Below are 21,502 nucleotides of genomic sequence, written 5' to 3'. Positions count from 1 at the left end.
GTTCGAGACGCCGATCGCCCCCGGTGCGGGTATGGCACAGAGGTTTGACTAACACATGGTAGACGAATCACAGAACATCGAACTTACAGAGGACGACCTAGAAAACAAATCGAAAGGCCAGCTTATCAAGATGGCCGGGCAGCTCCGAGACCGGCGAAACGATCTCAACCAGATGGCCTCCGAGCGCGCATCCAAGCGCGACGACCTGAACGCCAAGACGCGCGAGAAGGTCGACAAAGCCCAGGAACACCGCGAAAAGCGTGACGAGCTCAACGAGCAGGTCCAAGAACACAAGGACAGCCGGAACGAGCTCAACGCCGAGGCCAACAAGCTCTTCGACAAGGTCGAAAAGCTCAAATCCGACATGGAACTCGACGAGGGCAAGGACTTAGAGGAGCTCAAAGAGGAGATCGAGCAACTCGAGTTCAAACAGCAGACCGAAGTCCTCTCGAGCGAAGACGAAAAAGAGCTGATCGAGAAGATCGAGTCCAAGCGCGAGGAGTACGAAGAGCGCAAGCAGAAACTCGACCAGAACGAGGACCTCGAGGAACTCGTCGAGGAAGCCGAAGAAGTGCGCTCGGAAGCCTCGAAACACCACCAGAAGGTGACGGAGCTCGCGGACAAGGCCCAGGAACATCACAACCAGATGATCGAGGCCTACCGCGAAGCCGACGACGTCCGTGACGAGGCCGACGAGATGCACGAGTCCTTCGTCGAGGCCCAGGAGGCCGCCGACCGCCACCACGAGGACTTCGTCCGCGTCCAGAAGCGCCTGCGCGAACTGGACAAGAAAGAAGAAGAACAGCGCAAATCCCAGCGCGACAAGAAGAAGGAAGCGGCCAAAGAGGAGGCCGAAGAGATCTATCAGAAGTTCAAGGAAGGCGAAACCCTCGACACCGAGGACCTGATGAAGCTCCAGAAGACGGGGCTGCTCTAACGCGGTTCGTCCACCTGTGTCTTTCTGCGGCTTGTTTTCTGCCAGCGTGAGCGGTCGCGCCGGACTCGAGTCGGTCCCACGAACGCGAACACGTATGCTTAACTCGACGGCAGCCACAGGTGCTGGCATGATACGAGGTGTTGCCGATGGACGACGGTAGTGGAATCGCACGGCTGGTGATCGTGGCGATCGGTGCCGCCGCGTTCGCCGCGATCGGCGTCGCGTTGTTCGTCGTGTATCCGGAGTCGCTGGCTGACCTGGTCGGCGTTCTCGTCGCACTCGCCGTGGTCGTCGTGGGCGTCCGAGTCGCCAGCAACCTCGCCGACTCGCTGTTTCCGGACTACGACGTCGCCGAAGTCGCCGTCGAGGGGCCGATTACCCGCGACGGCGGCGGCGGACGCCTGCCCTCGAGTCCGCGAGGGACACCGGCTGACGACATTGTCGACCAGATCGATCGGGCCGACGAGGACGACAGCGTCGACGCGTTACTGCTGAAGCTGAACACGCCGGGCGGTGAGATCGTGCCGAGTGACGACATCCGGCTCGCGGCCGAGCGGTTCGATGGCCCGACCGTCGCCTACACGACCGACGTCTGTGCCAGCGGCGGCTACTGGATCGCCAGCGGCTGTGACGAACTGTGGGCCCGCGATGGCAGTATCGTCGGTTCGATCGGTGTCATCGGGTCGCGCGTCAATGCGAGCGACCTCGCCGAGAAAGTCGGCCTCTCTTACGAGCGCTTCGCGGCGGGTGAGTACAAGGACGCCGGAACGCCGCTGAAAGACCTCGAAGAAAAGGAACGCGAGTACCTGCAGGGACTGATCGACGACTACTACGAGACGTTCGTCGAGCGGGTCAGCGACGGTCGCGACCTCGAAAGCGAGTTCGTCCGGGACACCGAGGCCCGGATCTACCTCGGCGAGGAGGCCTACGAGATGGATCTGGTCGACCACCTCGGCACGCGTCGCGAACTCGAGACCGAACTGGCGGACCGACTCGATAGAGACGATGTCGCGGTCGAAGAGTTTGAGCCGGAGCGACCGTTGATGGCTCGCGTTGGCACTGGTGCTCAGCAACTGGCCTACGCCTTTGGCGCTGGTATCGCCGGTATCGCGGAGGACCGAGAGTTTCGACTGCGGCTGTAACCCGTCTGTCGACGCTGGCAACGCGTCGAACGAGTAAGTGGTTTTATCGTCACACAGCATGGAACAGCAACCGTGACAACGCTGGTCGTCTGTCTCGACCGGACCGACGACGTGGGACGCAAGACCGGTCTTCGCTCGCCCGTCGTCGGCTGGGAAGCCGTCCGCGCGCTGGTAACCGATGTCGGACTGGCGGATCCGGAGGATTCGAGCGTGAACTCGCTGCTCGAGACGCTCCGCGTCGCCCAGGACCTCCGCGACGAGAACGAAGCGGTCGTCGTCGCGGTCGTCTCGGGGGACCGAGAGTCGATGGTCTCGGCCGATCGAGCAGTCGCCCATCAGCTCGACGAACTCGTCGCCGAATACGATCCCGACTCAGCCGTCGTCGTCATCGACAGCGCGGAGGACGAACGGCTGGTCCCGATCGTCGAGAGCCGCATGCAGGTCGATTCGGTCGACCGTGTCGTCGTCCGACAGGCCCGGGATATCGAGTCGACGTACTACCTGCTCAAGCAGTTCCTCGCCGACGAGGAGTTGCGCCAGACCGTCCTCGTTCCCATCGGGCTCACGCTGTTGGTGTTCCCGATACTTGCGACTGTCGTCGGCCCCGCCGAGGGTGCTGCCGCGATCACGACTGTAATCGGCATCTTCCTCCTGTACAAGGGCTTCAATATCGATGAACTCGTCACCGGGCTTGCCCATCAGGCGCGTGAGTCGCTGTACTCCGGGCAGGTCTCGGTCGTCACCTACGTCGTCGCCGCTGGCCTGACGTTCGTCGGGCTCTTTGCGGGAGCGCTCGGTGTCTCGGGTCTCGACGATCCTTCCGGCGTGGTGATCCCGGCGATGCAGTTTGCCTTCGACAGTGTGCCGTGGCTCGCCATGGCCGCGCTCACGGCGAGTGCCGGGCGGCTCCTCGACGAGGTGATCAGCGACGAACCGATCCGCAGTTCCTACCTCAACCTGCCCTTCATCGTCGTCGCCGTCGGGCTTGTCGTCCGAGGCTTTTCGGCGTACTTCCTCGAGCAACAGGGCGTCATCGAGCCGTTTGCGGTCCCGGCCGCCGAGTTCGGTGCCCTCTCGAACGAGCGTTTCGCGGTGACTGCGGGCGAACGGCTCGCCCTGTTCGTCGTGACGGCGATCGTGATCAGTCTCATTGGCGCACGAATCGCGTCGTATTTCAGCGAGAGTGAGTCCGCAGCCCTCGTCGATGCTGATGCTGACGTCGACTCGGATTCGAGTTCGGACGCGAGTCCGCAATCTGAACTGACTGACGGAGGGCCGACAGGGTCGCCCGTCGACGGCTCGGACGGCAGCCGTGAGAACGAGGCTGACGAGTAAGCCATAACAGCCGACTCGGTATCCATTTACCCCTGTACGCTCAGTGACGACTATGAGCGATGCAGACGGGACGTGGGTAAGTCTCTTTTCGGGCGGCAAGGACTCGGCGTGGGCACTGTATCAGGCTCTCGAGGACGGCCTCGAGGTCTCGCATCTCGTTACCGTCCACCCGGCGGGGGACTCCTACATGTATCACGTCCCCGCGACGGATCTCGCCGCACTGGCCGCAGACAGCATCGGTATCCCGCTCATCGACGTCGAACCCGACGATTTCGAGGCCGACGCCGCAGCCGACTCGAGCGCACAGGGTGACGACGAACTCGAGCCGCTCGAGGCGGCGCTCGTCGACCTCGACGACCGACTCGAGGGTGGTATCGCGGGGGTGACGGCGGGAGCCGTCGAAAGCGAGTACCAGACGAGCCGTATTCAGGGGATGTGCGACCGACTCGGCTGTGAGCTGTTCGCTCCGTTATGGCAAGAAGCCCCCCGAGACTTGGCCGACGCGATGCTCGAGGCCGGCTTTGAAATTACGATTATTCAGGTCGCTGCTCACGGCCTCGACGAGTCGTGGCTCGGCCGCACGCTCGACCGCGAGGCGCTCGAGGAACTCGAGCGACTCAACGACGAGTACGGCGTCCACATCTTGGGTGAGGGTGGCGAGTTCGAAACGCTAGTCGTGGATGGGCCACATATGGACCAACGCATTGCCCTCGAGTACGACACCGAATGGGAGGGCACCCGCGGGCGGGTGCGGATTACGGACGCTCGACTCGAGTAACGTTTCATTCGACGGCCGAACCCCTTTGCGCCCCGGCGATGACCCTGTCGATAGCATGATCGAATCCGAACACGACCTGTTCGTCCGAGAGCTTCGGGAACTCTACCACATCGAGCAGGAACTCGAGGACCTCCAGACGGGACTGGCCGAGGCGGCGACCGACGAGGACCTCGAGTCGTACTACATGGCACACAGCGAGACGACAACCGAGCAACTTGAGCGACTCGAACCGCTGTTCGAGGGACTTGGCGTCGACCCCGGGGTGATCGAGAGCTCGTCGCTGTCGGGGCTCCGGACGGAACGCGACGAACGCGTCGAGGATTTACAGGATCCGGTGCTCGGCGACCTCGTCGAGGCGGAACTCGGGCGCGCGATCGAACGCCTCGAGCTTACGAAACTCGAGACGTTGCTGACGCTGGCGGATCGCATGGACCTGCCCGGGGAAATCGTCGATCCCCTCGAGCAGACGAAAGCGGAGGCAGAAAGCGGCCTCGAGCGAATACAGGACCTGCCGGCGTAGCCCGATCAGGAGCCGTTTTTGATCGTCGTGTGGGCCCCGATCAGCGCGCCCGCGAGGTCGAGATCCTCGAGATGGGTCCCCTCGTCGATGATCGAGCGCCGAATATCGGCGTTTCGAACGGTTGCGTTCGGAAAGATCACCGCGTGATCGAGCGTCGTGTTCTCGAGGGTAACATTGTCCATCACGTGGACGTTCTCGCCGATCGATGCGTTCTCGAGGGTTGCCGACTCGGCGACGATCGACTCGCCGTCGAGATGCCAGGCGACAGCGTCGAGGTAGCTCTCGGGCGTGCCGATGTCGAACCATGCCCCTTCGAAGGTGTAGGCATACGTCGGCTCACGGTTCTGGAGCCACTGGACGAACCAGCCGGGCTCGTCCGGGTTGTTACCGTCCTCAAGATACGTCGGTAAGAGCGACAGCGACTCGGCGGGGAACGCATAGCAGGCGATCGAAACCAGCGTGCTCTTGGGATCGTCGGGTTTCTCCTGGAAGTCGACGACACGGTCGTCCTCGAGTTCGACCAACCCGTAGGATTTGGCCTTTTCGCGGGAGCCGACGTCGTAGGCGGCAAGCGTCGGCGCGTCCTGTTGCTCGAAGTAGTCGAGAAACTCCGCGACGTCGAAACTGATCAGGTTATCGCCGGCGATGACCAGGAGATCATCGTCGACGTTCTCGCGGTCGATCAGCTGTGCGAGCGCGCCAACGACACCGAACTTGTCGTCTTCCTCGCTCGTCTCCTCGACTGACAGCCGTGGCTTCTCGAAGTCGCTGTCGGCGAGATGTGCCTCGAAGTCGGCGGCAAACCGCTCGTTGGTGCTGACGTAGACCTCGTCGATCCGATTGTCAGCCTCGAGTGCGTCGAAGATGCGATCGACGACGGTCGAGTCGCCGATCGGGAGAAACATCTTGGGTCGATGTTTCGTAATCGGCCACATCCGAGTCGCGTACCCGCCGGCAAGGACGACGGCTTTCATGGTTCGGGCTTCACCTGCCTGTCGTAAGTGGTTTACCCTTTCAGCAGTCGTGACACTGCTATCGGGTGATCAACAGCCGCTTTGGAAGCCCAACGAGCGCCGTCCGTCGGCAAACAGTATAAAACCCCGACGCGCGTCTATCAAGCCATGCGCGAGGCCGACGAAACGACGCGACAGCGACTTGCCGATGTGCTCCGTGTCGAACCCGCAACACCCAGTGCGCTTGCAGTCCAACTCGAGTTGACCCCTGAATCGGTGCTCCGTCATGCCGAACACGTCTCTCGCTCGGTCGACAGCGCGGCGACCGACGACCAGTTGCTCGTCGCCCCGCCGACGTGTCAGGACTGCGGATTCGATGCCTTTGATGATCTGCTGAACCTCCCCTCACGATGTCCCAGCTGCAAGAGCGAGGCCGTCTCCGAGCCGACGCTGACGATCGAGTGAGAACGATCGGAAGCCGTACCTGTCAGTCATCGCTGACAATCTGACGCAGATTCGGTACTAATATTTACTGGGGTCCCGAGAAATCGGTACGAACTCTCGAGCGAACGACTGTCCGATGAGTCTGTCCCATCGATACCTGCCATCGTCTTTCGTTTCCATCGGACAGGTGTTCGTCTGGCTCGAGAGTCCCACGGAAAATACACATGACTGCCACGTCCCATCCCGAGTCCGACTGTGTTGAGTTCGTGCTGGCGGTGCTCGACACGCTCGACACGTGCGAGGTATCGGCCGAAACGGTCGACAACGCGTTCGGGTTGCTCGCCGACCAGCGTCGGCGACTGCTGCTCGAGGTGATGCGCACCTACGGCGAATCACTGACGCTCCCGGACGCCGCCGAGGAGGTTGCCGTCCGCGAAACCGGCCGCCAGATGCCGAACATTTCGGCCGAGTGCGTCCACGAGGTTTATCTCTCGCTGTACCACGATCATCTCCCACGGTTGACCGATGCCGGGCTCCTCGAGTACGATCAACAACGGGATATGGTCTCACCGACCGCCCTCCCCTAATCAGAGCTTGACGTTCGAGGTCGACGTCATATCGTCGTCGTCATCGATCGGTCCGACGCCGACGAACGCGTACTCGTCGTCGGTCAGATAGACGTCGCCATCCTCAACCCCTACCTCGAGGGCGGTGAGATAGGCACCCTCACAGGGGCCGTACGTACACACGCCGGAGTCGGCGTCGAAGTACGCGCCGTGGTTTGCACAGACGAGTTCGCCGTCTCGCATCGGTGCGCCCGACCCTTTGTCGATCTTGATATGGGTGAGATGTTGGCAGTAGTTCAACCAGCAGGCGATCTCCGTCTCGCCGTCGTTCGACTCACTCGCGACGAGAATGGCCTCCCGTTCGTCGCCCGACTCGGTCGTCACACGGAAGAGCACCGTCGACTCCGTCGACACCGCCTCGCGGTCGGTGATCCGTTGGGACGCGTTCATCGCCACACGGATTATCGGTCGCCCATCCTGAACGTTCCGGTATGCCGGATGTCTGACGCAGCTTTAACCCGCTGAGCGCCAAACGACGGCTATGGACTCCCTTCTCATCTACGGCTCGTATGGCTATACCGGCCGGCTGATCGCCCGTGAAGCCGTCTCTCGAGGAGGGTCGCCGGTCGTCGCCGGCCGTCGTCGGAGCGCAGTCACGCGACAGGCCGACGCACTTGGCGTCGAAGGGCGCACGTTCGCCCTCAGTGACAATATCGAAGCCCAGCTTCAGGGGTTCGACGCCGTGTTGAACTGTGCCGGGCCGTTCGTGCAGACGGTCGACCCGCTCGTCGACGCCTGCCTCGAGACTGGGACGGACTACCTCGACATCACGGGCGAGTGTCGGGTGTTCGAGCGACTGCGCCAGCGAGACGGTGCAGCTCGAGACGCGGACGTGACCCTCCTTCCGGGCGTCGGCTTCGAAGTCGTCCCCTCGGACTGTCTGGCCGGGTTTCTCCACGAGCAGCTGCCGTCGGCAACTGACCTCTCACTCGGCGTCAAAGGCAACGGCCCGCTTTCGCGTGGGACTGCCCGGACGTTCGTCGAACAACTCGGGAACGACGGTGTCGTCCGCCGGAACGGCCGCCTCATCAAGGTCCCAGCCGCGTTTCGGACACGCGAGATCGATTTCGGGACCGGTCCCGAACACGCCGTCACGGTTCCGTGGGGGGACGTCGTCACCGCTGGCCACAGCACGGGTATCGATTCGATCGTCGTCTATGCGGCAGTGCCGCCGTGGGCGACCCGGGCGATGACCGCCGTCGACTCGCTGGGCTGGCTGCTCGAGCGAGGGCCGGTCGAAACCCTGTTGAAGCGACTGATCGACGCGCGTGTCGACGGCCCCAGCGCACGAGAGCGGGCTCGAGACACTGCAGTCGTCTGGGGGGAGGCCGTCGACGACTCGACGGATCGTCGAGTTCGCGCTCGAGTGCGAACGCCGAATCCCTACGCCCTAACGGCCGAGGCCGCCGTCAGCGCCGCCGAGCGCGTTTTCGACGGTCGCGACCACACTCGATCCCCAGTTCCAGCCGGATTTCAGACCCCGTCGTCGGCGTTTAGCCCCGAGTTCGTCCTCGAACTCGAGGGGACGACGCGCGAACTACTCGAGACGCCGGCCGAATCCGATGAGTCCGAACGGTCGGCAGTCGAGTCCGACGACTGATACGGACCGCTGTAAGTCTTTTCCGGCGCGACTGCGCCCCACCTGCGGTCGCACCGGTAAAACGTTACAGCATTCCGTATGACGGGCCGGTTTCGCTGCGAGTTGTGTGCATTCGAGTGCCGTGAGATCAGTCTTCGCTGGGCGTACTGCCCCGTTCGTCCATCATCGTCTGTGTTCGCTCGATCCATTCGCCTCGATAGAAGCCGACGGCGACGTAGAGCGTCGCCCACAGGTAGTAGACGACGATGGAGGCGTACACCGCTGGAACGCCGTAGCCGAAGTAGATACCGCCCACTGCCGAAACGCCGAGCATCCCGACGAACATCCCCGAGACGCGGGCGACGAACGGTGTTCGCGTGTCGCTCCCGCTGGTGAGCGCGCCCGCGAGCACGATATAGAGCGCGGTAACCGGTGCGGCGACGGCGTAGGCTCGAGCGAAACCGGCCGCGTAGGAGAGCGTCTCCGGGTCGTCAGTGAAGAGGGAGACGAGCCACTCGGCACCGACGAAAAGGAACACGCCGAGCGAGCCGACCGTCAGAACGCCGAGGGCGGCCGCGGCCCAGCCGTTGTACCGCGCCCCGGCAGGGTCGCCGTCGCCGAGGGTCTGGCCGACGATGATACTCGTTCCGGTGCGATACCCGCGCGAGAGCGGGGCGGTGAGCTGTTGGTACACACGACGGCCGATCTGATAGGCGGCGTTGACCTCCGTCCCGAAGAACAGCAGGATCGAATTGAACGGGAACTCGATCGCCGTCGTTGCCATCCCCTCGACGATCCGCGGGGCGCTGATCGCAAGCAACTGCGTCGTGATCGTCCACTGACGCGGCCGGACGAACCCGGCGGGCGTCCACGACGACTGGATGGCGGCGACGAGCACGAGTGCGGAGAAGACGTTCCCGAACGCCGTCGCGATGCCGACGCCGAGAATGTGCAGTCGCGGGGCCGGGCCGAGCCCCAGTCCGAGTACGAGCGTCCCAACAATGTTGAGCCCGTTTGAGACGACGTTGACGTACATCGGCGTTCGCGTATCGCCAGCCCCCTGCATCGACCGCGCGGCGACCAGCGCGACGTGTCTGGCGGGGCTCGTCGCGAAGATGATCGCGAGGTAGAGCCCACCCATGCGGGCGACCTCCGACTCGGCCCCCAGAATCTCGATCGCCCACTGACCGAACAGATAGCCGAACAGCACGAACGGCAGGCCAGCGACCGCCCCGAGGACGATCGCTTGCGTGATCGCCTCGTCCCTGTTCGTCGTTGCACCGCTGCCCGTATCCTGACTCGAGAGCGCGATGACGCCGCTGCCAAGTCCCAGTCCGATGCGAAGCGGCAGCCGTCCGTAGAGATCCGCCAGCCCGACGGCTGCGACCGCTGCGGGCGAGAACAGCCCGGTCACGATGATGTCCGTCGTTCGCATCAGCGTCCGGAGGAACTGCTCGACCATCACTGGCCACGAAAGATCGAACACCCGCCGCCAGACGGCAAACAGTCGTTGTCGTCCCCCAGAATACACGACAGAGAGTCGCGCGGTGGTGTGCTTGAAGCTATTGGAGGCGGCACTCGAGGCGGCTGTTCGAGCATATATAGCCAAACAAACACTTATTTGCTAACGAACGAAACCGTGAGACGAATGGCCCGCGCCCTCGTTCGCTCGCTCGTGCTGTGGTCGCTGTTTGCGTTTCTCGCCATCGCCAGCTTTGACGCACTCATTTTCGGCCGGTTCGAACCGACGAGATACCTTCCGGGAGCGATCGGTGCGGGAATCGGTATCGCCGCTGCAGACCAGCTGACGCCGATACGGGTCTTCCGGTTTTGATCGAGCGGTGTGTGGTGGGCTTGAGGGAATCCAGTCGTGGCTGCGATGCGGTGTGGTTGCGGTCTCGATCGACGACCTGCGCAGAACCGAAACACACCTAACGAATATGCAGAGTGGGTGAGAAGGGCTGTGTTGAATCGCCATACGGCGTTGGATTTCACTGTTTGATGGCCTGCTTGATGTTATAGACGACACACATCAAGGCGATTTCACGGAACTCTCGATACCAGGTACGCGCTCGCACGGCGTAGCCGAGCGAGCGCTTGACAGCTGAGTTGACGGTTTCGGCCATTGACCGCTGAGCGTACCGATCGTCGTCAATGCGGGCGTTGTGTGCGTGATCGTACGGCGCGAAGATCCGGTGTTTGATCAGTGGGCGAATGTCGAGTTCACGCAGTCGTTCCCGGAGTTGTTGCTTGTCATAGCCTTTGTCAGCGGCAAGTGACCGCAGATCGCCCGCATTCCGGCGGGCGATCTGCTCGGCGAGGTCTGCGTCGCTTCCTTCTAACGTCGTTGAACAGTGAAGATCAAGAACGGCTTGCGTTGCTGTATCGACGAGTTTTGTGACTTTGAGCGTTTGAACGCGGTAATTCGTTCGGTGGCAGTAGTGGCGGCTCGCACGATCTCGTTCGTAGAATGTTGCGTCGATAGCAGCGTGTTCGGATGGATCGTGTAGCTTCGCCGACTGGCGAAGCAACACTCGACAGACGCTCATACTGATCCGGTCGAACGCTTTACACAACGTAGATGGCGAGGGGAGATCGGCCGCGCTGAGGCCGATCTCCCCGGTTATTTGTGGCATCTCTTTGAGCAGGTCTATCGTCATCCGATAGGACGTATCGAGGTAAATCCGCAAACAATGGAGAGAAACGAGGGCATAGTCGGCGAATCCGCCGCCTCCTTCCGGAGCGGCGGATTCGTCTCCATCGCCAGTAACGTTTTGAGCGACCGGGACAACTTCCCCAATGAAGCGGGAGATTTGGGTCATGGACAACTCGACTCTCCCGCTTCAACTCCTTTGATTTAGCGACCTATCCCGACGCCGTCTAGTGATTCAACACAGCCGTGAGAAGTATTGCCTATGCCGAATCTCCGGAGACTCTTCGCAGCCGGGTTGTTACTGATCGGGGGTCTCCTCGCAGTGCTGATCGCACTTTCGTTTCCTGAACTCCCGCTCTCTTCGTGTACCGACGTCGGATACAGCGGTGACGAGCCGCCCGGTGGCTTCGAGTACTACGAGTTCTACCTGGGATGGATCGGGTACTCACCGGACGGGGGCGTCAATCGGTGCGATACGCCCAGTGTAACCATCGCGGGTGGATGCATCAGTCTTGGCAGTGTGATTCTCGCTCTCGATCGCCGGAAGCGGTAGGTTCGCTCCCGCACTGATCGACTCGTTCCTCCCGAAAGGTTTGACCGGTTCAAAATAGGCATTCCTTACCCGGTTCTGACCGTGAATTTCGAAGTGAGCGCTCAATAGCGACACCGTACGGCCGACTACTGATAACAGGCTCGCTCAACGCGCTCGTCATATCGCCTCGAGAGACGATCCGTCACCGGGCCGCCACCGATCTCGCGGCCGTCGAGTGTCCCAATCGGCCGCAGTTCCCACGTTCGGTTCGTCAAAAACGCCTCGTCGGCCTCGAGCACGTCCGCAAGCCCGTATCGACCCTCCTGAAACGAAATTCCGGCTTCGGCGGCGAGCTCGAGGACGATCGCCCGCGTGATTCCCGGCAACACGGGGCCGTCGGTCGTCGGCGTACAGAGCTCCCCGTCGCGGACGAACCAGAGATTGCTCGTGGCTCCTTCGGCGACGTGACCCTCGCAGTCGAACATGAGCGCCTCGTCTGCGCCGGGCTGGCCGTCGTCGTCTCGTAACTCCGCACGGGCGAGAATCCCGTTGAGATAGTTGTGCGTCTTCGCCGCGGCCGGAATCGCGTCGGACGGGATTCGGCGCGTCTCGACCGTCCGAACGGTCGCCGGCCCGTCCCAGACGGACTCGCCGTCGACGCCCCCACGTGGCAGCGGCTTCGCGTAGATCACGACCGTCGGCTCGACGTCGGGCTGGGGCGTCAGTTTCCCTGGCTGGACGCCACGGGTAATCGAGAGCCGGACGTAGGCGTCCTCGAGATCGTTCGCCGCCAGCGTCTCATCGATCCGCGCCCGGAGGTCCGCAGCCGCGAGACCGTGCTCCAGCGACAGCGCCGCGCAGGTTCGCTCGAGGCGGTCGACGTGGGCGTCCCACTCGAAGACCGTCCCGCCGTAGACGCGCATCGTCTCGAAGGCGGCGTCGCCGTACCGGAAGCCGCGGTCGTCGACGCTGACCGTCGCCTCGCTCGCGGGGACGAGGTTGCCGTCAACGTGGTAGATCGGATCGTCGCTCATTCGTGATCAGTTTCCGTGTTCGCGTTGGTTTCCACGGCGAGTCGACAGAAGTTCGCGATCATCCGTTTGCCGACCGCAAGCGAAATGCCGTCACCGTCCGCGACGTCTTCGTGGCGGCGCGTGAGGATGCTCTCGGGGTGGAACTGGACGCCGATGTGGGGGCGCTCGCGGTGGCGAACCGCCATCAACACGCCGCGCTCGTCGGTCGTCCGAGCCGTCTCGACCAGTGAGTCGGGGAGGTCGTCACGTTCGACGGCGAGTGAGTGATAGCGGCCGACCTGGACCGTCGACGGCAGGCCACTGAAGAGGCCGACGCCGTCGTGGCTGACTGGCGAGGGCTTGCCGTGGACGACGTGGGGGGCGTGGACGACCGGTGCGCCGTTTGCCGCACAGAGCGCTTGATGGCCGAGACAGACCCCGAGAATCGGGTACTCTGTCTCGGCGAACAGCGGGATCGAAATGCCCGCCTCCTGTGGGGTTCCCGGCCCCGGCGAGACGATGATCCCAGTCGGATCGATCGCGTCGACGGCTGCGAGATCAATCTCGTCGTTGCGCCGGACGATCACCTCGTCTGCGAGCTCGCCCACATATTGGACGAGGTTGTACGCAAAGGAGTCGTAGTTGTCGATGACCAGCAACTTTTTGCTGCGGTCACTCGCTGACGCTCGTTCCCTGGCAAAACGTTGATGAAAACCCTGCCTCCCTCCTTCCGGTCGGTCGTTGGGCCGCTCGCTCGTATCCACTCGCTCACGGGTGCGATCTCTGTCACTCACGTTGATCATCTCCGCTCTCGGCTTCGAGGACCATCGCGGCTTGCTCGCCCAGAGCGTCGTCGACGGCCGTAATCAGCGCACGAGCCTTATCGAGCGTCTCGTCGTACTCGCGTTCGGGATCGGAGTCGTGGACGATTCCCGCTCCCACGCGGAGGTGGTACTCCTCGGCGTGGCGAACCAGTGTTCGGATGACGATGTTGAGCGTTGCCCGGCCGTCGAAGCCAAAGATACCGACGCTGCCCGTGTAGGGGCCTCGCTGGGTCGCCTCGAGTTCATCGATGATCGCCATCGTCCGGGGCTTTGGCGCGCCCGTGATTGTCCCGCCGGGGAAGACGGCTGCGATGGCGTCGGCGAGCGTCTCGCCCTCTCGAAGCCGGCCCGTGACGTTCGAGACGAGGTGCATCACCTCGGCGTAACGATCGATTCGGCGGTACTCGGAGACCTCGACGGAGCCGTATTCACAGACTTTCCCGAGGTCGTTTCGCTCGAGGTCGACCAACATCGCGTGTTCGGCACGTTCTTTCTCGTCAGTTCGAAGGTCGTCTTCGAGTGCCGCGTCTTCTTCGGGCGTTTCACCGCGGGGGCGTGTCCCCGCGATGGGCTCCGTCCGGAGAAAGTCGCCGTCGCGGTGTTCGCGTCGGTGGCCACTCCCAGCGCTCGCCGGGGCCGAAGACGAATCTTCCGGTGGCTCGCGCTCGAGGAGGAGTTCGGGGCTGGCGCTCACCAGATCGGTGCTGGGGAACTCGAGCAGACACGAGTAGGGCGCGGGGTTGACCCGCCGGAGGGCGTCGTAGGCCGCGACGGGATGGACCGCCGCCGGGGCGACCAGCCGCTGGGAGAGGTTCGCCTGAAACGTCTCGCCGTCGCGGATGTACGCTTTGGCCTTGCTGACGCGGTCTGCAAAGGCCTCGCGTCCGCAGTCGCTCTCGAAGGTTGCTTCCGTCGTCTTCGCCGGTGGCTCCCCGACGGCCGGATCGCCCTCGAGTGTCGCCTGTGCGAGGTCAAGGGCCCGTTCTCGGCCACGGTCGTAGACGTCCTCGAGCGTGTCGTCCGAAATCCCGTCGTCGAACGCCTCGGCCGCAAGCCGCGGACAGGCCGTGATCCGCAGCGTCACCTCACCGTCGGTTGGTTCCGTCCAGGCTGCCAGACAGTCGTAGACGCCGACCTCGAGGCGGGGCAGGCCGCGGTCGTCGACGGCCGACTCGGGGAGGGCCTCGAGTTCGCGGGCGATGTCGTAGGCGAGCCAACCGACTGCGCCACAGGGGTAGGGCACGTCACAGTCGCCACGAATCAGGTCGTCTCCCTCGAGGAGGCCCTCGAGCGCCGCGAGCGTCGGCGAGCCATCGTCCGATCGCGGCCGCGTGACTGCGTCGGGTGAGACCGTCAGTCGATCGACGGGATCGACGCCGAAGTAGCCCCAACCGGGCTGGCCGCCCGTCGTCTCGAGGAACGCAGCGCCACGGCCCTCAGCGGGTCGGGCGCGACGGTAGGCGAGAAACGGATCGTCGACGGTGACTCGAACCTCGATCGGGAGTCGGAATCCGGTGGTGCGCGTCGTCGGTGCAGTATCCGCTGTGGTGTCGCGTTGCTCAAGCCACTCGTGGGCGGTGGCTCGGAACGACGCGAACGACGTGACGACGCGCGGGTCGCGCATGTTCCTCGAGAGGGAGCGGGAGCCTAATCCTTTTGCGATTTCGAACTCGGGCGAGGACAAGGAGAACGGGTAGCGGGGTCGATCGTGGGACTCGTCGCGGCGCGAAAGACGGGTCGACAGTCTCGTTACCGGACTTCGGCGCGGTCGATCCAGCCCTGAAGTCGTGTTTCGGAAATGTCGGTTCCCTCGGCGAGTTCGGCTGCGTCCGAAGCGGCGAGTTCGCCGACGGTTTCGACGCCTGCCGAGGCGAGGCGGTCGGCGTAGGCCGGACCGATGCCCTTGACCGAGTCGACGGGTTCCTGGTTGACCGCGTCGGCGGCCGGTTCGGCTGCCGCTGGCTCGTCCGTCGTGGGCTCTGCCTCCGTCATCTCGTCGGCGGTGACGGATTCGTCGACGTCACCATCAGCCTCGGCCGTCTCTGGCGCGTCGTCGGCCACTGCGTCCGGCTCGGCTTCGTCGACTGGAAGCTCACCCTCAGAGAGATCGGGCGTCTTCTCAGCCGTCGGTGCTGCATCTTCCGTGGTGGGACCAGTTGCCTCCGCCGGTTCGGCTGCCGCGTCGGGCTCGTCCGTCGGCTCCACCATCGAGTCCGTCGAACTCGAGGCGGTTGAGCCGGCGGCCGCCGACTCGTCGACGGTGGTAGCGGCTTCAGTTTCGGTTTCCGTTTCGGCCTCCGTTTCCGTCTCGGCCTCCGTTTCCGTCTCGGATTCCGTTTCCGTCTCTGTTTCCGCCCCGGCCGTCGCACTCGCCGGTGCCGGCGGTTCAGTCTCTATCGTGGTCGATCCGGCGTCGCCGTCACCCTCCTGTGACCCTTCCCGTTCGACCGTTACCCCGACCTCTCGAGTCTGTCCTCGCTCCGGCTCGGAGCTACCGAGTCCGAGGAGCGATTTCAGCTTCTGGAGGAATGCCATTGTGCCGATATAGTTGATACCGGCACTTAAATTCGCCTGATACCGGGATGCATCGACCCGACAGTCGGATTTGAAAGCGCAGCTACAGCTGCGAGCGCAGCGCCTCGTTCATTGCCTCGACCGGCGGTTCCTCGCCCGTCCACAACTCGAACGCCTCGACGCCTTGATAGAGCAACATCCACGCGCCGTCGACGGTCGTCGCCCCGACGGCCGCCGCGTCCCGAAGCAGTCGCGTCTCGAGGGGCTGATAGACCGCGTCCATCACGGCCAGCCCCTCGTGGAGCGCGTCAGCGGGAACCGGCGTCTCGTCCGACTCCATGCCGACGCTCGTCGCGTTGACGAGGACGTCGGCGTCCGCGAGCAGGTCGGTGAGCGTCTCGGTCTCGAGGCCGTGGCCCGTCGCCCCCGGGACCTCGTCGGCGAGTTCGTGGGCCGTCGCTTCGGTCCGGTTGGCGATCTCGACCGTCGCACCGGCGTCGGCGAGACCGAAGGCGATCGCCCGGCCGGCCCCGCCGGCACCGACGACGACGGCGTCTTCGCCCTCGAGCGTGACGTCGTGATCTCGCAGGGCACGCATCGCGCCGACTGCGTCGGTGTTGTGACCCGTCGGCGTTCCATCCCCCGTAAAATCGATCGTGTTGACCGCGCCGATCCGGGTCGCCAACTCGTCCGCGTCGACGGACTCGAGGACGTCCTGTTTGAACGGAATCGTGACGTTCAGCCCCGTGATCCCGAGCGCTTCTGCCCCGTCGATCGCGGCCTCGAGATCGGCCGGGTCGGGCTCGAAGGTGACGTAGCGGGCGTCGAGCCCGAGCTGGTCGTAGGCCGCTTCGTGCATCGGCGGAGACAGCGAGTGTCCGACCGGGTTGCCGAGCAACCCGAAGACGTCCATAGCCATACGCCACACTCGAGGCGGCGGGGATATATACTGCCCGACAGGATACAGGGATCGCGGTGGGACTGCGGTCGGTTCCGGGCTCCTTTTGACCTGGTGTGCAGTACCAGTCGCCATGCTCTCCGGAACGGTGCTCTCTCTTGTCTACCTCGCGGCCGGTATCGTCGCGCTCTATGTCGGTGCGGAGTTGCTCGTCGCCGGGGCCGGCCGACTCGCACTGGGTGTCGGGCTCCGGGCCGCAACCGTCGGCGTGACGGTGATCGCCTTCGCGACGACCGCACCCGAGCTGTTCGTTTCGGCCATCGGCGCGGTGAACGTCTCGACCGATATCGGCCTCGGTGCCGTCATCGGCTCGAACATCGCCAACATCGGACTCGTGCTGGGGATTGCTGCGCTCATCAAACCGTTACAGATCAGTCAGACGGCCATGCGACGTCACGTGCCGTTCATGCTCTTTGCAGTGTTCTTGCTCGTCGTCCTCGGTGTCGACGGGACCATCGGCGCACTCGAGGGCGCGATCTTCCTGCTGGTACTCGGTGGCTTCACGGCGTATCTGGTCCACTCCGTCAACACCAACCCGGCACCGGCGGTCGACGACCCTGGCGCTGGCGACGGACTCTCACTGCGGGACGTCGCGCTCGTTCTCGGTGGGCTGGTAGCGCTCGTGATCGGCTCCCGGTGGCTCGTTTCGGGCGGTACGGGGCTGCTGTCGGCACTCGGTGTGTCGGATCTGGTGATCGGGCTGACGGTGCTCGCACTCGGCACGTCACTGCCAGAACTTGCGGCCTCGGTTATCGGCGCCGTTCGCGGCGAGACCGAGTTCGCCATCGGCAACATCGTCGGCTCGAACATCTACAACATCCTCGCCGTCCTCGGTATCGTCGCCCTAATTACGCCGATCGAGATCGCTCAGAGCACGCTGCGACTCGAACTCCCCGCACTGGTCGTCTGTACGGCGATAGTGGTCGCCATGATGGGGTATGGCCGTCGGCTCACGCGACTCGATGGGGCCGTTCTCGTCGGTGGCTACGTCGGCTTTCTCTGGCTGCTCGTACCGTGATTCTCCGTGGCTCCCGCTATCGGAGCCAGTAGATTGCGCTGCAACCAGTCCGCTACAGCGGTAGCGGTGTTTCCTGCTCGAGTTCGTCGACACCGTCGGCACAGCGCGATTGCAGCCGATCCAGCCGCGGCCCGACGTGTTCGCGGACGAGTCTGACCAGCGTACTTGCCGGGCCATCGCCAGTGATCGCGGTCACCTGTGGTTTGACGTCCCCGTCGCCGACGGTCACGACCAGTACCCGCTCGCGATCGGCGAAGACGACGCGGCCGTGGTGGATCCCCTCGACGGGGAAGTTCAGCCAGTCGAACTGTGGCTCACAGACCGTCGCCTCGGGGACTGCAGACCGAACCGTGTCTCGCACTCGCGGTGACCGCGAGCCGACGTAGACGTCGACGCCGCGGTCCGTGGCCGCCCGCCAGCGCTCGAGACAGCGCTGCTGGACCATCGCTTCGTCGGGCATCGTCACGAACAGCTCCTCGTCGGCGCTGTCCGCGAGTTCGTGGCTTCTGGTGATGACGCGGTCGGCCCCCTCGAGCGTCCAGCACGACCCCGCTCTCGCCGAGGTGCCGTCGGCAGCGCCGTCCTCTGGTGGGCCAGTTTCGACCTCGTTTCGTCGCGTCTCGAGTGCCGCAATCGCCTCTCGAAGCGGGCTGGCGGCCAGCCAGTCGGCCCGCCACTGCGGCGCGTCGGGTGCGATGGTGGCGGTCTCGCTCGAGTCGTCGTAGTCGATGAGATCGGCTGCTGCGAGCGAGGGGAGATAGTTGTGCCGCAGCGCAGTCGCGATGGGCTGCCAGTCCGATTCCGAGAGGGAAACGAGTTCGGTGTCGCCCTCGTGGGCTGCGATCATCGCGGCCAGATCGGCAACGGAGAGCCCATCACGCCGTCTCGCAAGGAGCACACAGGCAAGGCGACATCGAGCGGGCTGGAGCGCGTCGAGCGTGCACTCGAGGGCCGCCTCGTCGATGGCCGTCCCGCCGGTCGGCTGTTCGAGAAAGTAGGCGACCCACTCGAGTTCGAGGATCGGGTGCTCGGTGAGGCTGATCGTTCGCGTGTCGCCGTCGGTGTCGACGGTCACCAGCCCAACGTCACGGAGCCGCGGGATGTGGTGGTGGACGAGTTCGATATGTGCCTCCTGACACTGCTCGTCGGTGACGATCGGACAGCCGTGTTCACGCGCCGCCACGTCAGTCGCCAGCGTCGAGATCGAGAGCGGATCCGACTGGGTCGTCGGCTGTGTCCCATCCGAACCCGTCCGCTCGTAGAGGATCGAGAGCAGGTATCGCCGGCGAGGGTCGGCGAGAACGTCGAACGCGGTCGTCGTTCGCTCGGCAGTCAAGGAGGCACTCATTGATCGATGAAGACGACGAACGCGGGAAAGGAGTGTACCAGCATACTCTGGTATGCTTGGGTGGGTGACTCATCGAACCCCAACAGTCATCCGTCACGGTCACGGCCAACCCCAGTGTCGCCCTCGAAATAGGCCGTGAGGAGTTTCGCCTGTGCGACCCGGAGGTGCTGGTGGAACGTCTGGCGAGCGATGTCGAGTCGGTTGGCGATCTCGCTTGCGTCGCTGTTTCGTGTCGGCCACTCGAAGTAGCCGCCGTAATAGGCCGCCTCGAGGGCGGCTCGTTGCTTCTCGGTCAGTTTCTCTCGGACACGCAGTCGGAAGTCGCCCCGTGTTTCGACCGGCTGCTCGACGGTTCGTTTCGAGACCAGTTCCGTTTCGGGGTAGGTCTCCATGATCGCCTCGACTAGTTCTCGAACGGCGACGTCCCGACTGGCCTGGACAACGATGCTCGAGGAGCCATCGTCGACAACCTGTGATCGCATCCGCGCGCCGTAGTCCGCGAGCAGGCTGGTGGTTGTCGGCCCGTAGACCACGAACTCCCAGTAGCTCTCGTCCCCGCTGGTGTCGATATGACGAACCTCACCGATCCCCGGGTGCTCGTCAGTGAACGTCCGGACCCGCTCCGAATCGATGCCGATAACGGAGACGTAGTAGACGAACACCTCATCGGTCAATGGCAATACGTGATCGACACTCAGTTGACAGCCCAGCTCGGCGGAGAGTTCCGTACAGACATCCCCGTCATCGGTCGATTCGAACTCGAGTTCGACGGCGATGTCGTGATAGAGCAGCCGACGGACGGCCATCGCGTTGAGCGCGTGCCCGACCGTCGCGCCGAACTCCTGGAGGACTTCCCGTTCGCGGTCGGTAAACGCCGTCGCTTCCTCGGCGGCGACGACGAGGACGCCGAACGTCCGGCCACTCGCCATGATTGGGACGGCCGCGACCGAGCCGTAGTTACGCTCGCGAGCATCGGCTCGCCAGCGCTCGACCGCGCTCTCGCGAAGGTTATGATAACACTGGACGGACTCCGTTTCGAACGGTGACGTGCCCGGCCCGTCGGCCGGCGGATCGACGAACGACGAGAGAACGTCGTCAGCACCGGTCACGTCAATTCCAGCCCATGAACGTGGCTCCAGGGGCTGTTTGTCACTCGCCACTGCGATATCGCCCTGTCCGATGACGGCAAACCGGTAGGGTTCGGCGGCCGCGAACGCCTCGACGACGGCGCGTTCGATCGCCTCACGCGTCTCCGCCACGACCATCGTCTCGTCGATCGTCCGAATCGTCGCGTTGAGGCGCTCGAGACGCTCGAGTTCCCGTTCGCGTGCTTTGCGATCGCTGATGTCGCGGCCGACGCCGGTAAATCCGAAGCCGATCCCGTCTGAACCCGTAATCCGCGCGCTGTTGAACTCGAAGGGAATCTCGTCGCCGTCGCTGGTCAGCACTCGTCCTTCGGCAGTGACCCGATCACCGTCGTGCAGGATCCGATCGATCGCGTCACCAATATGCTCGCGATCTTCTGGGACGATGAATTCGAGGGCGTTCATTCCCTCGAGTTCGTCAGGGTCGTAGCCGGTGACCTGTTCGAACCGCTCGTTCCACTGAATCAGATTGCCGTCCGTATCGAACGCATAGAGCAAGTCCGGCTGGGCCTCGAAGATGCTCTCCGTGAGCGCTTTCTTCTCCCGGAGTTCCAGCTCTCGTCTGTATTCGTCGGTCCGATCGTGGAGGATTTGTACGTAGCCCCGAAGGGGGGCGGGCTGGTCGCCTGATTCGGTGGCGGAATCGTCGGGTCGTCCAAGTACTGGACTGCCGTCGTACTCCCGGATGGGGGCAAGCACCTCGCGAACCCAAAACCGGCTTCCATCGTTTCGGAGCCGCCACCCCTCGTCCTCGGCCCGTCCGTCGGTGCGAGCCTGCTCGAGGAGTCGTTCCGGTCGGCCGGCCTCGCGTCTCTCCGGCGAGAAAAAGACGCGGTAGTGTGTTCCCTCGATCTCGGCTTCGTCGTACCCCGTTAGCTGTGTGGCTGCTCGGTTCCACCGGACGACTTGCCCGGCCGTGTCGAGCATGGAGACGGCGTACTCACCGACGAGGTCTGTCAGTTGGTGCACGTCGAGACCGAACTCCGAGGGGAAATCGGCCGTCGCCGATGTGACACTCGTGTTGGCCGAGCCGTCGCGGTTATTCGATGCTGGATCGGTCATAGATTATCAGCTGCGTCCATCGATGGTTGTTCCTATCGCGAGTTACCATTCGCATGACCGAAAAGCCGATGGTGGCGTTTGCATACACAATCTTTTCGTGCCACGCGGGTCTTTCGGATCA

22 protein-coding genes are annotated in these 21,502 nt (G+C 63.7%); 11 read left to right on the top strand and 11 right to left on the bottom strand.

What is annotated here, in order from left to right; genetic code table 11:
• Positions 1-55 precede the first annotated feature (55 nt).
• The 5 genes from BW940_RS13160 (at position 56) to BW940_RS13140 (ending at position 4,712) form a co-directional block, all read left to right on the top strand.
• Positions 56-937, top strand: coding sequence for a coiled-coil protein (locus tag BW940_RS13160; RefSeq protein WP_006067892.1), 882 nt, complete (start codon positions 56-58; stop codon positions 935-937).
• A 146-nt stretch (positions 938-1,083) separates the two neighbouring features.
• Positions 1,084-2,079, top strand: coding sequence for a signal peptide peptidase SppA (gene sppA, locus BW940_RS13155; RefSeq protein ID WP_076609677.1), 996 nt, complete (start codon positions 1,084-1,086; stop codon positions 2,077-2,079).
• A gap of 72 nt (positions 2,080-2,151) precedes the next feature.
• On the top strand, positions 2,152-3,414 hold the full coding sequence (locus BW940_RS13150) for a DUF373 family protein (protein ID WP_076609676.1): 1,263 nt from the start codon (positions 2,152-2,154) through the stop codon (positions 3,412-3,414).
• Positions 3,415-3,466: 52 nt separating this feature from the next.
• Positions 3,467-4,192, top strand: a complete 726-nt coding sequence (locus BW940_RS13145; RefSeq protein ID WP_076609675.1) for a diphthine--ammonia ligase — start codon at positions 3,467-3,469, stop codon at positions 4,190-4,192.
• Positions 4,193-4,247: 55 nt separating this feature from the next.
• Positions 4,248-4,712, top strand: coding sequence for a DUF892 family protein (locus BW940_RS13140; protein ID WP_076609674.1), 465 nt, complete (start codon positions 4,248-4,250; stop codon positions 4,710-4,712).
• Positions 4,713-4,717: 5 nt separating this feature from the next.
• On the opposite strand, the gene BW940_RS13135 is transcribed toward BW940_RS13140, so the two are convergent.
• A complete protein-coding gene (locus tag BW940_RS13135; protein WP_076609673.1) occupies positions 4,718-5,686 on the bottom strand; it encodes a sugar phosphate nucleotidyltransferase in 969 nt (322 codons plus the stop codon).
• A gap of 147 nt (positions 5,687-5,833) precedes the next feature.
• Here BW940_RS13135 and BW940_RS13130 point away from each other — a divergent pair, with 147 nt between their 5' ends.
• Entirely contained in the window at positions 5,834-6,130 is a 297-nt protein-coding gene (locus BW940_RS13130; protein WP_076609672.1) for a transcriptional regulator, read from the top strand.
• Between the two features lie 203 nt (positions 6,131-6,333).
• A complete protein-coding gene (locus BW940_RS13125; protein WP_076609671.1) occupies positions 6,334-6,696 on the top strand; it encodes a DUF7344 domain-containing protein in 363 nt (120 codons plus the stop codon).
• Here BW940_RS13125 and BW940_RS13120 read toward each other — a convergent pair whose 3' ends face one another.
• A complete protein-coding gene (locus BW940_RS13120; protein ID WP_076609670.1) occupies positions 6,697-7,125 on the bottom strand; it encodes a Rieske (2Fe-2S) protein in 429 nt (142 codons plus the stop codon).
• A gap of 91 nt (positions 7,126-7,216) precedes the next feature.
• Here BW940_RS13120 and BW940_RS13115 point away from each other — a divergent pair, with 91 nt between their 5' ends.
• Entirely contained in the window at positions 7,217-8,335 is a 1,119-nt protein-coding gene (locus BW940_RS13115) for a saccharopine dehydrogenase family protein (RefSeq protein WP_076609669.1), read from the top strand.
• A 127-nt stretch (positions 8,336-8,462) separates the two neighbouring features.
• On the opposite strand, the gene BW940_RS13110 is transcribed toward BW940_RS13115, so the two are convergent.
• Positions 8,463-9,845, bottom strand: a complete 1,383-nt coding sequence (locus BW940_RS13110) for an MATE family efflux transporter (protein ID WP_084776764.1) — start codon at positions 9,843-9,845, stop codon at positions 8,463-8,465.
• Positions 9,846-9,962: 117 nt separating this feature from the next.
• Between BW940_RS13110 and BW940_RS13105 the strand changes: the two genes are divergently transcribed.
• Positions 9,963-10,148 carry a hypothetical protein gene (locus BW940_RS13105; RefSeq protein WP_076609667.1) on the top strand — a complete coding sequence of 62 codons (186 nt, stop codon included), beginning with the start codon at positions 9,963-9,965 and terminating at the stop codon, positions 10,146-10,148.
• Between the two features lie 157 nt (positions 10,149-10,305).
• Here BW940_RS13105 and BW940_RS13100 read toward each other — a convergent pair whose 3' ends face one another.
• On the bottom strand, positions 10,306-11,136 hold the full coding sequence (locus tag BW940_RS13100; RefSeq protein ID WP_076609666.1) for an IS5 family transposase: 831 nt from the start codon (positions 11,134-11,136) through the stop codon (positions 10,306-10,308).
• Positions 11,137-11,229: 93 nt separating this feature from the next.
• On the opposite strand from BW940_RS13100, the gene BW940_RS13095 reads away from it, so the two are divergent.
• A complete protein-coding gene (locus BW940_RS13095; protein ID WP_076609665.1) occupies positions 11,230-11,520 on the top strand; it encodes a hypothetical protein in 291 nt (96 codons plus the stop codon).
• A 125-nt stretch (positions 11,521-11,645) separates the two neighbouring features.
• Here BW940_RS13095 and BW940_RS13090 read toward each other — a convergent pair whose 3' ends face one another.
• The 5 genes from BW940_RS13090 to BW940_RS13070 all read right to left on the bottom strand — a co-directional run bounded on the left by BW940_RS13090 (position 11,646) and on the right by BW940_RS13070 (position 16,763).
• Positions 11,646-12,533 (bottom strand): aminotransferase class IV, encoded by an 888-nt coding sequence (locus BW940_RS13090; protein ID WP_076609664.1) that lies wholly within the window; start codon positions 12,531-12,533, stop codon positions 11,646-11,648.
• Complete coding sequence (locus BW940_RS13085) at positions 12,530-13,171, bottom strand: anthranilate synthase component II (protein ID WP_076609663.1); 642 nt, start codon at positions 13,169-13,171, stop codon at positions 12,530-12,532. The genes BW940_RS13090 and BW940_RS13085 overlap by 4 nt, the downstream gene beginning before the upstream one ends.
• Positions 13,172-13,298: 127 nt before the next feature.
• On the bottom strand, positions 13,299-14,960 hold the full coding sequence (locus BW940_RS13080) for an anthranilate synthase component I family protein (protein ID WP_076609662.1): 1,662 nt from the start codon (positions 14,958-14,960) through the stop codon (positions 13,299-13,301).
• 125 nt (positions 14,961-15,085) lie between these two features.
• Positions 15,086-15,871 carry a helix-hairpin-helix domain-containing protein gene (locus BW940_RS13075; protein ID WP_076609661.1) on the bottom strand — a complete coding sequence of 262 codons (786 nt, stop codon included), beginning with the start codon at positions 15,869-15,871 and terminating at the stop codon, positions 15,086-15,088.
• 82 nt (positions 15,872-15,953) lie between these two features.
• Positions 15,954-16,763, bottom strand: coding sequence for a shikimate dehydrogenase (locus BW940_RS13070; RefSeq protein WP_076609660.1), 810 nt, complete (start codon positions 16,761-16,763; stop codon positions 15,954-15,956).
• A 118-nt stretch (positions 16,764-16,881) separates the two neighbouring features.
• On the opposite strand from BW940_RS13070, the gene BW940_RS13065 reads away from it, so the two are divergent.
• Positions 16,882-17,826 carry a calcium/sodium antiporter gene (locus BW940_RS13065; RefSeq protein WP_076609659.1) on the top strand — a complete coding sequence of 315 codons (945 nt, stop codon included), beginning with the start codon at positions 16,882-16,884 and terminating at the stop codon, positions 17,824-17,826.
• Positions 17,827-17,878: 52 nt separating this feature from the next.
• Here the strand turns inward: BW940_RS13065 and BW940_RS13060 are convergent, their stop codons facing one another.
• Positions 17,879-19,174 carry a DUF7344 domain-containing protein gene (locus BW940_RS13060; RefSeq protein ID WP_076609658.1) on the bottom strand — a complete coding sequence of 432 codons (1,296 nt, stop codon included), beginning with the start codon at positions 19,172-19,174 and terminating at the stop codon, positions 17,879-17,881.
• Between the two features lie 86 nt (positions 19,175-19,260).
• Positions 19,261-21,381 carry a bacterio-opsin activator domain-containing protein gene (locus tag BW940_RS13055; RefSeq protein ID WP_076609657.1) on the bottom strand — a complete coding sequence of 707 codons (2,121 nt, stop codon included), beginning with the start codon at positions 21,379-21,381 and terminating at the stop codon, positions 19,261-19,263.
• Positions 21,382-21,502: the final 121 nt, after the last annotated feature.

The sequence above is a fragment of the Natronorubrum thiooxidans genome (assembly GCF_900156475.1).
GTDB classification, from domain to species: domain Archaea; phylum Halobacteriota; class Halobacteria; order Halobacteriales; family Natrialbaceae; genus Natronorubrum; species Natronorubrum thiooxidans.
This window is presented reverse-complemented; position numbering and strand designations above follow the sequence as displayed.